The organism is Streptomyces diversicolor (assembly GCF_057537855.1).
The window spans coordinates 81,507-96,632 of record NZ_BAAJXA010000002.1 but is presented as its reverse complement, the minus strand read 5'-3'; the positions used below and the strand labels follow the sequence as shown (position 1 = coordinate 96,632).

The 15,126-nt window shown below is 74.9% G+C and carries 9 protein-coding genes; 1 reads left to right on the top strand and 8 read right to left on the bottom strand.

The window, feature by feature from the left end; all coding sequences use genetic code 11:
• Window position 1 precedes the first annotated feature (1 nt).
• Window positions 2–3,289 (bottom strand): ABC transporter permease, encoded by a 3,288-nt coding sequence (locus tag AC27LF_RS02350; protein ID WP_479656101.1) that lies wholly within the window; start codon window positions 3,287–3,289, stop codon window positions 2–4.
• Window positions 3,290–3,979: 690 nt separating this feature from the next.
• Window positions 3,980–4,393, bottom strand: a complete 414-nt coding sequence (locus tag AC27LF_RS02345; protein ID WP_479656102.1) for a globin — start codon at window positions 4,391–4,393, stop codon at window positions 3,980–3,982.
• A 75-nt stretch (window positions 4,394–4,468) separates the two neighbouring features.
• On the opposite strand from AC27LF_RS02345, the gene AC27LF_RS02340 reads away from it, so the two are divergent.
• On the top strand, window positions 4,469–5,464 hold the full coding sequence (locus AC27LF_RS02340; RefSeq protein ID WP_479656103.1) for a methyltransferase domain-containing protein: 996 nt from the start codon (window positions 4,469–4,471) through the stop codon (window positions 5,462–5,464).
• Between the two features lie 111 nt (window positions 5,465–5,575).
• Here AC27LF_RS02340 and AC27LF_RS02335 read toward each other — a convergent pair whose 3' ends face one another.
• From AC27LF_RS02335 to AC27LF_RS02310, 6 genes are all read right to left on the bottom strand, one after another.
• The gene (locus AC27LF_RS02335) at window positions 5,576–6,919 is read right to left on the bottom strand and encodes an FHA domain-containing protein (RefSeq protein WP_479656104.1); all 1,344 of its coding nucleotides are present in this window, start codon (window positions 6,917–6,919) and stop codon (window positions 5,576–5,578) included.
• Window positions 6,920–6,981: 62 nt separating this feature from the next.
• On the bottom strand, window positions 6,982–8,328 hold the full coding sequence (locus AC27LF_RS02330) for a vWA domain-containing protein (protein WP_479656105.1): 1,347 nt from the start codon (window positions 8,326–8,328) through the stop codon (window positions 6,982–6,984).
• Window positions 8,329–8,427: 99 nt separating this feature from the next.
• A complete protein-coding gene (locus AC27LF_RS02325) occupies window positions 8,428–9,825 on the bottom strand; it encodes a PP2C family protein-serine/threonine phosphatase (protein WP_479656106.1) in 1,398 nt (465 codons plus the stop codon).
• A 3-nt stretch (window positions 9,826–9,828) separates the two neighbouring features.
• Window positions 9,829–12,573, bottom strand: coding sequence for a serine/threonine-protein kinase (locus AC27LF_RS02320; protein ID WP_479656107.1), 2,745 nt, complete (start codon window positions 12,571–12,573; stop codon window positions 9,829–9,831).
• Window positions 12,570–13,901, bottom strand: coding sequence for a coiled-coil domain-containing protein (locus AC27LF_RS02315; RefSeq protein ID WP_479656108.1), 1,332 nt, complete (start codon window positions 13,899–13,901; stop codon window positions 12,570–12,572). Before AC27LF_RS02315 ends, AC27LF_RS02320 begins: the two co-directional genes overlap by 4 nt.
• A gap of 169 nt (window positions 13,902–14,070) precedes the next feature.
• Window positions 14,071–15,114, bottom strand: a complete 1,044-nt coding sequence (locus tag AC27LF_RS02310) for a glutamate ABC transporter substrate-binding protein (RefSeq protein ID WP_479656109.1) — start codon at window positions 15,112–15,114, stop codon at window positions 14,071–14,073.
• Window positions 15,115–15,126: the final 12 nt, after the last annotated feature.

The following is a 15,126-nucleotide window of genomic DNA, read 5'->3' as shown; positions in this document are numbered from 1 at the left end:
CTCATTCACCTCCCTGGTCGCGCAGCGAGGTCGCCGGGTCCGCGCGGCGCAGGGCCAGCGCGGCCGTGACGAGCAGCGGCGTCGCGGCGACCGCGGCGAGCAGCGACACCACGCGTCCCGGGGGCAGTTCGACCAGCAGGGTCGGCACCGGCCGGGTGGCCTCGGCGGTCAGGACGATCAGCGGGAGGACGGCCCGGGTCAGCACGGTGCCCAGGGCGACCCCCACCACCAGGGCCAGGGCCACCAGGACGCTCTGTTCGGCGGCGATCGTCCGGGCCAGTTGGCGGCGCGGGGCGCCCAGGGCGCGCAGCACCGCGAACTCGGCTCCCCGCTCCCGCAGCGACCCGGCCGCGCTCACCGCGAAGCCGACCGCGGCCAGCGCGGCAGCCACCACGGCCGCCGCCGCGAAGGCGGCCTCCGGCCCCGCCCCGAACGGATCGTCCCGCAGCTCGGCGGCGATCTCGTCGCGCACCACGACCTGTCCCGGGTCGACGTCCGGCATCGCCCGCACCGCGGCGGCCACCGAGGCCGCGTCGCCCGGCGCGGTCCCCAGCCACCACTCGGTGGGCGTGACGCTCTCGCCGTACCGCGCCTGCAACGCCCGGTTCACGGACCGCAGATCGAGCAGCAGGGCGCCGCCGTCGCGCTCGGCGGAATCCGTCGGGTCCGCCGTGGTGGGCAGTGCCCGCACCGACCGTGCGATCCGCACCGGCAGGCTCTGCCCGGCGAACGTCACCTGCACCCGCTGCCCCTCGCGGGCGCCCGCCGACGTCAGGAAGCGGTCGGTCGCCAGCGCGGTGACCTCGGGCGCCGTGGGCTGCGTCACCTGGAGCCGGATCGTCACGGTGGCGATCGACCAGCGGGTCCGGTCGGGGGTGTAGCCGGTGCCGTAGTCGACGGTCAGCGGCGCGGTGCCGGTCACCCGCGGGCGGGGCGGGAGGGTCGCCGCGTTGGTGGAGGAGGTGGCTCCGATGTCCACCGAGGCGGTCCAGTCGGCGGACAGGGACACCGGCCGCGTCCGCCCGTCGCCGCCGACGGCGGTCAGTCCGGAGACGGTCAGCCGGTGCCGTTCGGCCTGTCCGGGCTGGGCCATGTCGAGCTGGAGCCCGGTGAGGGTGACCGGGCCGGGCGCGGCGTCGAGTTCGAGGGTCAGGGTGTGCGGGCGGCCGTCGGCGGGCAGCCGGCCGAACGGCAGCCGGTAGGGCACGCCGTACTGGTCCACGAGGGTGGCCGTCACATCCGTCGTGGTCCGAGAGCGGGGGGAGCCGGCCACGGTCGCCCGCAGGCGCAGTCCGGTGGTGTCCGCGGGGATGCGGGCTCCGGCCGAGGAGCCTTCGGATGTCAGCCCGGACAGCAGCGGCCGGACCGGCTCGTCGGCCAGGTCGTCGCGCATCAGGACGGTGCCGGCCGCGTGCGCGGTGTCCAGGGCGAGCACGGTCGCGGTCCGGTCGCCGGACATCGGCTGCTCGGTGCGTACGGCGGGGGCGGCCTCGCGTACGCGGGGGAGGTGCGCGTAGGTCTCGGTGCGGCCGAGCCCGCCGTCACCGGCGCCCAGCACCCGCACCGGCACGCCGGCCCGGAAGTCGGCCTGGTCGTCCTGCGAGCGGTTCCATGAGGCGCCCTGCCCGATCGCCAGCATGCCGAGCGCGATGGCGAGGACCAGCAGCAGCACCGGGCCCGCGCCGCGCATCGGGCGGCGGCTGAGCTGCCAGCCCGCCAGCGCCGCGGGCAGGCCCCGGCCGGCCGCCGCCCGGCGTTCCGCGAGCCGGGCCACCGGCGGCAGCAGCCGCAGCGTCAGCACCGTGCCGGCCAGCAGCGCCAGAGCGGGCGCCGCGACCAGCAGCGGGTCGATGCCGAGGCCGCCGGACGCGTCGGTGCCCACGGCACCGGAGGTGTGCCGGCTCAGCTGCCAGTACGCCACCCCGGCCACCACCAGCAGGCCGACGTCCGCACCGGCCCGCACCGGTCCTGGCAGCGCGCCGCGGCGGACACGGGCCCAGCCCCGGCCGACGGGCTCCGCGCCGGTCCTGGTGCCGTCGCCGCCGTCCGTCAGCGCGGGTACCGTCACCGCCAGCGCGCAGCCCAGCGCCACGCAGCACGCCACCAGCCACACGCCGGCCCGCCTGCCCGCGGGCGCGTCCAGGTGCAGGCCGATCCTGGCCAGCGCGCCCTGCCCGGCGAGCAGCCGGGTGAGCGGGCCCGCCAGCAGCGGCGCGCAGACCGCCGCGGGCACCGCGAGCAGCAGGGCCTCCGCGGCGGCGAGGCCGGCGAGCCGGAGGCGCGAGCCGCCGCGCGAGCGCAGCAGCCGGGTCTCGCCCGCGCGTTCGGCGCTCAGCAGCCGGGCCACGAGCAGCAGCGCGTAGCCGGCGAGCAGCACCAGTTGGAGGGCGACGATCAGCAGGGTCGACCGGGAGACGAGCAGGGAGCGGTCGATGCGGTCCAGGGTGTCAGGGAGCGAGGTGGCCGAGGACATCACCCCGCTCAGCCCGTGCGGTCCGCGCAGCGAGGCGCTGCCCGCCCGCGCCGCCGTGCGCAGCGCGTCGATCCGGTCCGTCGTCAGCGAGCCGAAGTCGGCCGTGGCCTGCCAGGCGGACGGGCCTGCGCTCACCGCCGGGCCGTCGAGGACGGCGGAATCGGCGAGCAGCGGTCCGTACGTGGTGAAGGCGGACGTCCTGACACCGCGGCCGAGCAGGTCGTCCAGCCGCCAGTAGGGGGCGGTGGCCGTCGCGGGCCGGTACAGCCCGGTGACGCGGACGTGCGCCGGCGGGCCGCCGAGCCGGTCGGTGAGGGTGAGCCGGTCCCCGGCGCGCAGATCGAGCAGCCGGGCGGAGGACTGGGGCAGCGCCACCTCGATCTCACCGGAGGCCGGCCGCGGCAGCCGCCCGGAGACCAGACGGACCTGGGTGCGGTCGAGCGCCGCGAGGTAGGTCAGGTCCGGGTCGCCGGCGCGGTCGGCGGGGGGCTGTACGGAGCGGGGCAGGGCGTACGGTCCCGAGCGCACCAGCGTCCGTACCGTGACCGGCAGCCCGTCGAAGGTCTTCTCGGCCGCCTTCCGTACGGTCGCGTCGGCGGCGGTGCGCCGGTCCGCGGGCACGTCGGCCTTGACGATCAGTGTGGTGTCGGCGGCGGTGCGCGGGTCGTCCAGGGCGTGGCGCAGGGCGGCGTCGCCTATCGCGCCGGAGTAGGCGGTGAGGGTCGCAAGCACCGCCGTGGTGAGCAGCACGGTGAGCAGAGCGGCGGCGAGCAGCAGGCGGTGCGCCCGTGCACGCAGAACGACGAACCCCGTCACCCGGCCCCCGTGTAGTCCGTTTCTCCAGAACAACTCCGGCGATGCTGTCAGAGGGGGGCCACTCGGGTAAGCGGTTGTGAACAGGGCTTGACCGGATTGTGATCGGATTTCGGTGTCGCCTGCCCGGAATCCGCGCGTCGTCGCGTCCGCGGGCTTGGCGGCGTACACGGAGGGGCCGGGCCTACGCGGAGGGGCCCGGTCGCCCGTCCGGGCCTCTCCGGCTCGCGGCGCGGGGACGGCCGCGTGAAGATCGGTTCACGGAGATGAGACGCGGATCGGCTCGCGTGGACCGGCCGGCTTGGTCGGTCCACGCGGGGCGCTCCGCTGTGGTTCGGCCCCTGCTGTGGTTCCGCCTGACCTGTGATGGTGCCCTGTGGATCGACTCACGTCGGTCAGCTCGTGCCCGGGCGTCGGGTGCGGCGTCGTTGTGGCTGGGCGCGCCGTTCCCCGCGCCCCTTTGGGGCGCGATTGGCCGGCGGCCTTTTTGGTTCGGCCCGACCTGTCTGGACGACTCCGCTGTGATGGTGCCCTGTGGATCGACTCACGTCGGTCAGCTCGTGCCCGGGCGTCGGGTGCGGCGCCGTCGTGGCTGGGCGCGCCGTTCCCCGCGCCCCTTTGGGGCGCGCGGACCCGTTGGAACGCCCCGCAGGCAGGTCCGCTGGGGAGCAGGGCGCTGGGGTGAGGCGGGGGTCAGTCGGGGGTGTTGATCATGGAGGCTGCCGCGTAGGTCAGGTAGTTCCACAGTGTGCGCTCGTGGTCCTCGGTGAGGCCCAGGTCGTCGACGGCCGCCCGCATGTGCTTCAGCCAGGCGTCGTGCGCCGCCCGGTCCACGGTGAAGGGGGCGTGCCGCATGCGCAGCCGGGGATGGCCGCGGTTCTGGCTGTAGGTGGTCGGGCCGCCCCAGTACTGGATGAGGAAGAGGGTCAGCCGATCCTCGGCGGGGCCCAGGTCCTCCTCCGGGTACATCGGCCGCAGCAGCGGGTCCTCGGCGACACCCTCGTAGAAGCGGTGCACCAGCCGGCGGAAGGTCTCCTCCCCGCCGACCTGCTCGTAGAAGGTCTGCTCCTGAAGCGTGCCGCGCCGAATCTCATTCACGCCCCCCATGGTCTCAGACGCGGTGACCGAGGACTCCGGTCCTAAGACCTCGCCTCCCACGGCCCCTCGCCGCACAGTGGACATATGGGTGCGCACACACTGGGGTGGGATGACCGGGACATCGCCGAGCCGGCCGGTTCGGCGCTGGCCGACCTGGTGCGCGAGATCGACGCGAGCGGGGCCTGGGCCGAGGACCCGGTGTGGCGGGAGGCGTTCGCGGCGGTGCCCCGGCATGTGTTCGTGCCGTACTACTACGTCGGCGTCCGCGGCGGCTACGAGCGCCGATGGGGCGGCAGCCCGGATGCCCGGGACCGCGAGCGCTGGCTGCGCGGGGCCTACGAGGACGTTCCGCTCGCCACGCGGGTGCGCGACGGGCAGCTGATCTCCTCCAGCAGCCAGCCCTCGCTGATGGCGACGATGCTCGTCGCCCTGCGGGTGGAGGCCGGCCATCGGGTCCTTGAGGTCGGCACGGGTTCCGGGTACAACGCGGCGCTGCTCGCCCACCGGCTCGGCGACGACGACCTGGTCACCACCATCGACCTGGAACCGGAGATCACCGAGTCGGCCCGGCGGCACCTGGCCGCCGTCGGGCACCGTCCGGTCGTGGTGACCGGCGACGGCGCGCGCGGTGTCCCCGCCCGCGCACCCTTCGACCGGATCATCGCGACCTGCGCGCTGTCCTCGATCCCGCCCGCATGGCTCGCCCAGTGCCGTCCCGGCGGGCGGATCCTGACGCCGTTCGCGGGCGGCCTGATCGCGTTGGCCGTGCGCGACGCCCGGCACGCCGAGGGCCATTTCCTGGCCACGCCCGCCTATTTCGTGCCGCTGCGCGGAACGGGCGGGCCCGAGCCGGCACCGGTCCCCCTGAGCGGGGTCCCGCACCTGGCCCGCGACGACGAGCTGTTCCGGTTCCTGCTGGCGCTCGGCCGCGGCAGCCTCGACCCCGAGGAGGCGTACGCGATGTGGCGGCGCGAGGGCATGCCGGGCCGTGAGCGGTACGGCGTCACGGTCAGCGGCGACCGCGCCTGGGCCTGGCTGGACGACCCGGCGGGGCCCTACGCCTGGCCCCTGCCGGGCTGACCGGCCCCGCGGTCCGGCTGCCCGACGCTCCCGCAGGGCCGGGCCGTCAACTCCGCCTGGCCGGGCCGTCGACCCAGCCGACCGGGCCGTCGCCTCCGCCCGGCGGGGCCGTCAGCCTCGTCGGATGGTGATGGTCGTCCAGGCGCCCACGTGCACCCGGTCGCCGTCCTGCAACGGCACCGGCACAAAGGGCTGGATCGGGTCCTCGGAGCCGTTGACCGTGGTGCCGTTCGTCGAGTTCTGGTCGACCACCGCCCAGTTGCCGTCCGGCTGCTGCACCAGGACCGCGTGCTGGTGCGAGACGCCCGGGTCCTCCGGCGGCACCGACAGGTCGATGTCGGGGGTGTCGCCGGTGGAGTGGCGGCGGCGGCCGATGGTGATCTGGTTGCCCGCGAGGGTGCGCTGCTGCTCGGGCGAGTACGCGGGCAGGTTCAGGCCCGCGGCCTCGGGGCCCGAGCGCTGCATCATCGCCATGAAGTACTCGCGGTCCGGGCCGATGGTCGCCGTCCAGGTCGCCGGCTGCCGCGGCGCCTGCGGGAAGCCGGGCGGGGACTGCGGGGAGCCGGGCTGCGGGTAGCCGTACCCGCCGCCCTGACCGGCGCCGCCCGGTCCGGGCGGCGCCGGGGGTCCGGGCGGGCCGGAGGACGACGGCGGGGAGATCACCCAGTCGTCGCCGCCGAAGGAGGGCCCGCCGGCCGGCGGGCGGCCGGTCTCCTGCGGGAAGGCGGGCGGCGCGGGCTGCTGGAACGCCTGCGGTGCGGCGGTGGCGCCGGGAGCTGCGGGCGGGGTCGGGCCGGGCGGCGGCGGCACCGGCCGCGCGGGGTCGGCGCCGAAACCCGGTGCGCCGGGCGGCGGGGGCGGGCCGCCGAAGCCCGCGGGGCCGCCGGCACCCTGGCCGGGGCCGAAGCCCCCCGGAGCGCCGGGACCGGGGCCGCCGGGACCCGGTCCGCCCCGCTCGCCGCCGAACGGCGTCGGCCCGCCCCGCTCGCCGCCGAACGGCGTCGGTCCGGACGGCTCGCCGCCGAACGGCGGGCCCGGCGGGATCGGTTCGGCCGGCCGGTTCATCTGGGACGGGCGCGAGCCCTGGTACTCGTACGAGTCGTCGGCGCCGTAGGACTGCCCGGGCGGCTGGAAGCGGGGGGCCGGCGCGGGCGGGCGCGGGGCGGCCGGGGTGTACGAGGTGGCCGTGTTGGTGAGGAAGTTCCACCGGCACTCCTCGCAGAACGGCGCACCGCCCTCGCGCGGTGTGCGGCACTGCGGGCACAGCTCCGGCTCCGGGTCCGGCACGGCGGCCAGATGCGGGCGTCCGGGAGCGCCCGGCGCGGGCGGCGGGAACCCGTAGCCGCCGGCCGGGGGCGGCGGGGGCGGCGGAGGCACGGCACCGGCCATGCGGTGACCGCAGACCTCGCACCAGTCGTCGGAACCCGACTGGTGTCCGTTCGGGCAGGTCGGCATGTCGGCACGTCCCCCTCTCTGTCAGGGTCTTGTCTTCAGGGTCTTCCTGAGGTCGTGTTACGTCACTTCTTTACACGAACAGTCTTTGTGGACCGTGTTTCGAGCGTCATCTCGTCGGCCTCCTCGACCCTCGCCTTCAGTCGCACAGTACCCGTCGCGGCATCGACCACGTCCACTACCTTCGCAAGCAGTTTCGCAGTATCCGCGTTCCCGGAGGCACTGGCCAGTTGAACCGCCCTGCCCAGTTTGGCCGTTGCGCCATCCATATCGCCCGCTTTGCGTAGATCGAGCCCCTGTTGGATGACTTGTGCCAGCTCCGCTTGACCGGTGTAGTGGGCGACCTGAGGGTTGATCGAGGTGGACGCGGCCATGTCGTCGGTCCATACCGCCCGTATCAGTCCCTGGCTGCCCAAGTTCTGTGCGGCGCCGCCGGGTTGGGGGAGGACCAGGGAGACCCGGGCGGCCAGCATCTCCTGGCCGACGGCGGCGGCCGGCACCTCGACGCAGAGGTGGTAGTCACGGGACTCGTCGCCCCAGGAACCGGTGGGGTAGTCCCCGGCGCGCGGGCCCGCCTCGGTACGGCGGTCGGTCAACTCCTCGACCGTCGGAGCGACTTGCTTGACGAACCGGATGGTCGTGCCGACCGGGGTCCACACTCTGAGGGCGACGTCCGCGACCTCCTTGCCCATCGCCGTCTCCATCATCCGCGTGAAGTCGGCGGCCAGGCCCGACGGATCGGCGACGATGTCGGCGCTGCCGAGCAGCGCCGAGGCGATCGATGTGACTTCTTTCACTTCCCAGTCGGTGCCCACGCCTCGCGCGTCACAGGTGAAGCGCCCGGCACACGCATCGAGCGCGGCCGTGAGGTCCTGCGGCGACTCGTGTTCGTTGCGGCCGTCGGTGAGCACGATGCCGTGCCGGATGGCGACGTCCACCGAGGACAGCAGGCGGTCGGCGAGCCGCAGCCAGGTGCCGATGGCCGTGCCGCCGCCCGCGCTCAGCCTGCGCAGCGCCTGCTTGGCCTGTTCGCGGGTGGTGGCGTCGGCGACGGCGAGCCGGCCGTCGCCCGGGTAGACCTCCTTCGCGACGTGCGTGCCGCCGATCACGGCGAAGTGCACGCCGTCGCGCAGGGTGTCGATCGCGGCGGCCGTGGCGTCGCGGGCGTTGCGCATCTTGGTCGGCGGGTAGTCCATCGAACCCGAGCAGTCGACCATCAGGGCCACCGCGGCGGACGGCCCCTGCCCGGGCGAGTACAGGTGGGGAGCCGTGACCGCGCTCCCGACGGTGCCTCCGCCGGTCGCGGTCACGGTCACGATCGCGTTGACCTCACGGCCGCCCTCGGGCAGGTACTCGTTCTGGTACACGTCCACCGAGAACTGCGGCACGTTCGACTTCGAGAAATTGGCCATGCCTACTCTGATCCCCCTCTGAACCCACGGTGCGCGTGGGCGGCGACTCGACTGCGGACCGTCCCCACGGTCCGCCGGGGCCTCCCCGTCCGCGGCCCCTCAGGCCGATCCTGCCCCCTGCGGCAGCGCGGGGAACGGCACGACGGCCACTGTTACGTTGTCGTGGCCCCCACCGTCCAGGGCGTGACCGACCAGCACCCGGGCGCTGTGCAGGGGACGCACGGCGGCGTCCAGGGGCACCGCCTCGGCCATCTCCTCGGCCGTCTCCGCGTAGTTCCACAGGCCGTCCGTGCACACCACCACGACGCCCGGCCGGTCCGGTTTGAAGGACGCGGTGTGCGGCTCCAGTTCGTAGGCGTCCGCGCCGAGCCAGCCGGTGATCGCGTGGGCGCGTTCGTCGGCGTACGCCTCGGCCTCGGTCATCAGGCCGGCCGCGACCATCTGCGCGGCCCACGAGTCGTCCTCGGTGAGCCGGGCCGAGGGCGCGCCGCGGTCCACGGGCACCCAGTAGGCGCGGCTGTCGCCGACCCAGCCGACCACCAGCAGCCCGGAGGTGACCACCGCGCCGACGATCGTGCAGGCCGGGGCGTTCTGGTGCGGGGCGTGCTCGCGGGCGCCGGCGGGCTCGTCCGCCAGCGCGTTGACGGCCTGTGCGGCCGCGACGATCGCCTCGTGCATCGCCTGCTGCGGATGTGTGCCCCGCGGCAGGGCGGCCAGCAGCGCCTCGCCGGCCGCCTGCGAGGCGGCGAGCGACGCCTCGTCGGGGCGGGTCGCCGAGGACACGCCGTCGCAGACGACGGCGAGCGCCGCGGGCGAGCCGTCGGGCAGCGCGGTGTGGCCGACGGTGAAGGCGTCCTCGTTGCGGTGGTGCCGCAGTCCGCGGTCGCTGACCGCGGCGATGGGGCCCGACTCCCGTTCCATGTGGTCGCGTTCGCGCGGCTGGGCATGCCCGCAGTTCTCGCAGTAGCCGTCGTCGTCGACCCGGCCCGCGCGGCAGGCCACACACACCTGCGCGGCCTCCGCGGGCGTGGCGGGCTCGGCGGCCACCCGCGGATCCGGCGCCTGCAGCCGGTACTCCTCGGGCTCCTGCGGCCGGTACTCCTCGGGGTCCGGCGGCCGGTACTCCTCCGGCTGCTGCGGCCGGTACTCCTCGGGCTGCTGCGGCCGGTCGAACCGCACCCCCGGCGCGGGGGGACCGGCGGCGGGCACGGGCGCGCGCAGCGGGGAGCCGCCCGAGTCGGTGCCCGGCAGATCGGTCGGCAGATGGACCGCCGCGGGCGTGCCGGAGCCGTCCGTGCCGGGGGCGACGGGCCAGGCAGCGGAGTCCGTGGCGGACCGGCCCGAGGCGTCCATGGTGAGCGTCGGGTGGTCCTGCGGCAGGGCGGGCACCACCGAGAGGTCGTACCCGCACGCACCGCAGAACCGGTCACCCGGCTCGACCGGCTCCGCGCAGTTCGGGCACTTCGGCAGCGCGGCCCGCTGGGGCATGTGCGACATCAACTACACCCACGTCCGAGGGCGGTAACGGTTGGCCCGTTCCACCAGGTCGATCCTCTCCTCGCCGCCGGGCGCGAGCCGGGCCAGCGTGCGGTACGAGCGCTCCAGGCCGAAGCGCAGGCCCCGTTCGTCCAGGTCGTTGCCGAGCAGCACCCGCCCGCCGGCGGCGGGCCCGGCGGAAGCCCGGCCCCCGGAGAGTATCCAGTCCAGCGCGCAGCCGAGTACTTCGGCCGACAACTGCTCGCGGCGCGCCGGGTCGAGACCGTACGCGTCCAGGGCCTCCACCTGGCCCGCGGCGGCGGTCAGGTCGTCCAGGAGGGGTACGTCACCGGCGCTCGCCGTGCGCTGCCGCAGCCGAGCGCGTACGGCGGCCACGCGCGCCGCCGTGTAGTGGATGGACGACTCCGGCACCGACTCCAGGGTACGGACCGCGCCGGCGCGGTCCACGGCCGCCAGCTGGACGCGGGCCAGGCCGAAAGCGGCGCTCACATAGCTCGGATCGGTCGACCACACCAGGCGGTAGTACTCGGCGGCGTTGTCCAGCTGGCCCAGCACCTCCGCGCACAGGCCGAGCGCGAGCTTCGGCGCGGCTTCGCCGGGGAAGGCGTCGTAGACCGCGTCGAAGGCCAGTGCGGCGCCCTCGTAGTCGCCGGTGACCAGCGCGGTCACCCCGTGGTACCAGACCACCCGCCAGTCGTCGGGCCGTTCGCCCGCCAGCTCACCCAGCGCGGTCAGCGCCGTCGCGAAGTCGCCGTTCTCCAGCCGGGCGCGTACCTGGCGCAGCCGGGTCTCCACGGTCTGCTGCGGCGCCGCGGCCAGCGCGGTGATCAGCTCGCCCGGCGCGGAGGCCAGCAGGCCCGCCAGGAAGCCGGCGTTGGGGTCGGCCGGGTCGACGTGCGGCACGGGCAGGGCGAGGGCGGCGGCTGGGGTGTTGACCGGGCGGACGATGCCGGACGCGGCGCCCGGGACACCGGCGGCGACCGAGACCACCCCGCCGGCCTCCGGGGCCGTACCGACGGCGCCCGGGGCCGCGCCAAGCGCGCCAGGGGCCGCCCCGATGGCGTCCGGGGCCGCCCCGAGGGCGGTCGAGGCGGTGCCGCGAGCTGCCGCTGTGGTGCCGAGGGCCGCCGGTGCGGTGCCGAGGGGCTGCGGGGTCCCCACGGGGGACGGGAGGGGCACCCCGTCGACACCCCCGCCGCCGGACAGGGCGCCCGCCGCGGACCTGCGGCCACGCCGCCCGGCCGGCACCGCCCGCGCCCCCAGCCGCGACACATCCCCGGTCAGCCGCGGGAACAACTCCGTGTCCGTGACCTTCAGTTCGGGCCCGAACAGCGTCGAAAGCGCGGGCCGCGCCCGGCCTGTCTGGAGGGACACCACCTCGCGCAGCACGCCCGTCAGCTGCTCGGCCATCTCCTGCGCGGAGGCGAACCGGCGGGCCGGGTCCGGGTCGGTGGCGCGCACCAGCAGCCGGTAGAAGGACTCGTAGCGCCGGAAGACGTCGATGGTGTCGGGGTCCGGCAAAGAGTCCCTGAAGACGTTCGTGTAGCCCTGGAAGTCGAAGGTCAGCACGGCCAGCGTACGGCCGACCGTGTACAGGTCGGAGGCGACCGAGGGGCCGACCTCCGCGACCTCCGGCGCCTGGTAGCCGACCGTGCCGTAGATGGCCGACTCGTCGTCGTCCATCCGGCGCACCGCGCCCATGTCTATCAGCTTGAGCTGGTCCTCCGTCTGGATCGCGTTGTCGACCTTGAAGTCGCAGTACAGCAGGTTGCGGCTGTGCAGGTGGCCGAGCGCCTCCAGGGCCTCGATGCCGTAGGCGCACGCCTGCTCCACCGGCAGCGGATCGCGTCTGCCCTCCGGGGTGCGGCGGGCGTTGGCGATCTCCTTGAGCGACTTGCCGCCGACGTACTCCATGACGATGTAGCCGTCGAGGGAGCCGGTGCGCTGGTCCAGATGCTCCACGAAGTTGTAGATCCGCACGATGTTGGCGTGCTCGATCTCCGCGAGGAAGCGCCGCTCGGAGATCGCCGCCTCCATCGCGTCCTGGTCGCCCGTGTCGAGCAGGCCCTTGAGGACCACCCAGCGGTCGGAGACCGCGCGGTCCACCGCCAGATAGATCCAGCCCAGACCACCGTGCGCCAGACATCCCACGACCTCGTACTGGCCGTGCACGACGTCGCCCGTGCGCAGCTTGGGCACGAACGAGTACGGGTGCCCGCACTTGGTGCAGAAGCCCTCCGTGCGGCCCGGCCGGTCGCCGCGGGCCCGCCCCACCGGCGCCCCGCAGTCCGAACGCGAGCAGAACCGCTTGGGCTCGGGCACCTGCGGGTCCTCCAGCACCATCGCCCGCGGATCGGGCCGCGGCACCTGCGGCACCGCCACCAGACCCGCGCCCAGCCGGCCGCGCCCGGACGACGCGGCGGAGGAGCCGGAGCTGCGCACCGACACCGAACGGCCGGTCGCCCGGCCCGACAGGGCGCGCGAGAGCCGTCCCGACACCGAGCGCCGCGACCTCGACGACTGCGACGACGTACGCGAACTGCCGCCGCCCGCATCGGAACGTGCGCTGCCCGCTGAGCCCGAGCCGCGGCCACCGGCGGTGATCCCGGTGGGCGGCGAGCCGACCGTCCCGGTCGCCGACACGACCGGCGCGAGCCCGCAGGTGTCGCAGTACAGCTCGCCGCCGCCCACGTCCTCGTAGCTGCCCTCGCAGGACGGCCGTTGGCACGTCTGTCCCGGCTGACTCATGGCTGGCCGTTCCCCCTCCGGTCCCGCGGACCGCCCTGCTCCGGCACCCGCGCCGCGGCGAGCTGTTCGGCGGCGGCCCGCTGGTAGCGCAGCACCGCCTCCTCGGCGACGCGCAGATCGCACGGCGCGCTCCACAGCATGCGCCGCGCCGCGTCGTACCGCTCGACCAGCAGCGGGTCCTCGGCCAGCCCGTGCCGGGCGACCTTCGCCTTGTACGCGTCGAGCCGGCCGCGCAGCTCCGCGCGGACCGCGAGCGGCGCGGTGACCGCGGTGAGCGAGTCGCGGGCGCGCAGCAGTTCGTCCTCCGCCTTCTGCTCCAGCGACTCAAGCAGCGGGGACAGCCGGTGCCACTGGGCCTGCCTGCGGTACTCGGCGGCCGTCGCCAGCTGCTCCTGGAGCACGGTCGGCGGCCCGCTGACCACCGGCACCTCCGTCGCCGCGATCTTCGCCAGGACCTCGCCGCGCGCGGTGCGCGCCTCGGCGAGCGTGCGGTCCGCGCGGGACAGCACGTCCCGCAGCTTGATCAGCCGGGCCTCCGCGTCCTGACGCACCGTCAGCACGGCGTCGATCTCGCGGCGCACGTCCTCCAGGGCGCGCGCCTCCCGGTCGTACACCGTGGTGTCCGGCCGGCCCCCGCCCGGCGCCGAACTGCCCTGCGTGGGAGCCCAGAAGGCCAGCGGGTCGGAGACGACCTCCTCGCGCAGCCGGGTCAGTGTGCGGGTGATCCGCTCCAGGTCGTCGCCCGCCGGGTGCTCGCCGGGGCGCACACCCACCGAGTGCGCCAGCTTGCGGGTGCGCTGCAGTTCCGCGGCCAGCAGGTCGATCCGGGCGGGCAGCGCCGACCAGACAGCGTCGGCGGCGACGACCATGTCCAGCGAGGACGCGTACAGCTCGTTCATCCGGTCCACCAGGCCGGCCAGGCTGAAGCTCTGGCTGAGCCGGCCGGGGCCGGTCAGGGCCGGCGCGTTCGCGCTCGCCGCGGCGCTGCCCGGGACCGTGACGGACTCGCCGCGCAGCAGCTCGGTCAGCTCCACCAGGTCCTCGCGGCTGGACCAGCGGCGCCGGGCGCGGATCTCCCGGGCGGTGCGCAACGCGGCCGTGTACGCGTCGAAATAGGCCCACAGCAGCGTGATCGACGCCTCCGCGGCCGACCAGCGTTCCCTGGTCGTGCCGGTCAGCTCGGCGCCTTCGAGGAGTCTGCGGCCCGCGTGGTCCTGGAGGGCGAGGAGCGAGGTCTCGATCGCCTCGTGCTCCGCGCCGAGCCGCGCCAGCGCACGGTCCACCTCGTCCCGGTCCATCACCGGCCCGGCGGGGTCCGTGACGCCCATCGATCACCTCTCGCTGCTGTGTGGTCCTGGTCTCTGCCGGAAGTGTTCGGTCGTTCGAAGTACTTCGAAGTACTCGGTCGTCAGCGGTTGTTCTGTCGTTCGGTCGTTCGGGGCCGTTCGGCGTTGTCCGGTCGAAGGTCTGCCCAAAGACCGGCCCGCCGATGCCCGGTCAGCTGTCCCGCAGATACTGCGGCGCGGGCGGCTTCGACGCTGCCGCGTCCTTCCCCAGTGTCGCCGACAGCCACTCGTCGTACGACCTCTGCCAGCCGTCCGCGCGGTAGTCCACCAGGATCCGGTTGACCCGGCGTACCAGATCGTCGGCGTCCTTCTTCATCGCCACGCCGTAGTACTCGGTGGTGAACGCGGCTCCCTTCAGTTCGACCGTGGGGTCCTGGGCGGCCTGGCTCGCGGCGAGCGCGCCGTCGGTGACCACGGCGTCCACTTGGCCGAGCTGGAGCCGCACCAGGCAGTCCAGCTGGTTGGGCACGGTGACGGAGATGTCGGCGGAGGCCGGCAGCCGACCGTTCTGCCGGTCCTGAGCCAGCTTGGCGTACGCCGTCGAACCGGTCGCCGTGCAGATCCGCCGGTGTGCCAGCGAGTCGTCGTACCCGGTGATCGACGACGACTTGGGCGCCAGCACCTGCTGACCGGTCTTGAAGTACGGCGCGGAGAAGGCCACTTCGGACAGCCGGTCGCAGGCGATGGTCATCGTGCGCACCACCATGTCGACCCGGCCGTCCTCGATGGCGGGGATGCGCTGGTTGGTCGGGATGGCCTTGAACTGGACGGCGTCCCGGTCGCCGAGTATGTCCTCGGCGATCCGGTGCGCCAGGTCGATGTCGAAGCCCTCCAGTTCCGCGCCCTCGGTGTTCGGGTTGCGGTAGCCCCAGCGGTAGCTGTTCTGGTCGACGCCGACGATCAGCTTCCGCTTGGCGCCCTCGCGGGCCTTGATGGCGTCGATGGTGGGACCGTCCGCGCCCGACGGGGACAGCGTCTGCTTCTCCGGGTCCTTGCAGTCCTCGGCCCGCGCCTGGCTGCCGGCGGCGACGTGCCCCGTGCCGGGGTGCCGCGCGTCGTTTGGGGCGTCGGTCGACTGGGTCAGCGGCAGCAGCAGGACGGACGCCAGCGCCAGGGCGCAGCCGGCCGCCATCGCGCCGACCCCGCCCCAGCCCCGCAGCGAGGCCCGGCGACCGCGCTCCACGCGTGCGTTCATCCTCACGCCCCT

What these genes read in the sequence shown, in the direction of transcription:
- AC27LF_RS02335 (WP_479656104.1), bottom strand. Translation starts at nt 6,919, where the DNA reads ATGCCGACCTGCCCGAACGGACACCAGTCGGGTTCCGACGACTGGTGC.
- AC27LF_RS02320 (WP_479656107.1), bottom strand. Translation starts at nt 12,573, where the DNA reads ATGAGTCAGCCGGGACAGACGTGCCAACGGCCGTCCTGCGAGGGCAGC.
- AC27LF_RS02315 (WP_479656108.1), bottom strand. Translation starts at nt 13,901, where the DNA reads ATGGGCGTCACGGACCCCGCCGGGCCGGTGATGGACCGGGACGAGGTG.
- AC27LF_RS02345 (WP_479656102.1), bottom strand. Translation starts at nt 4,393, where the DNA reads ATGGGGGGCGTGAATGAGATTCGGCGCGGCACGCTTCAGGAGCAGACC.
- AC27LF_RS02325 (WP_479656106.1), bottom strand. Translation starts at nt 9,825, where the DNA reads ATGTCGCACATGCCCCAGCGGGCCGCGCTGCCGAAGTGCCCGAACTGC.
- AC27LF_RS02340 (WP_479656103.1), top strand. Translation starts at nt 4,469, where the DNA reads ATGGGTGCGCACACACTGGGGTGGGATGACCGGGACATCGCCGAGCCG.
- AC27LF_RS02310 (WP_479656109.1), bottom strand. Translation starts at nt 15,114, where the DNA reads ATGAACGCACGCGTGGAGCGCGGTCGCCGGGCCTCGCTGCGGGGCTGG.
- AC27LF_RS02330 (WP_479656105.1), bottom strand. Translation starts at nt 8,328, where the DNA reads ATGGCCAATTTCTCGAAGTCGAACGTGCCGCAGTTCTCGGTGGACGTG.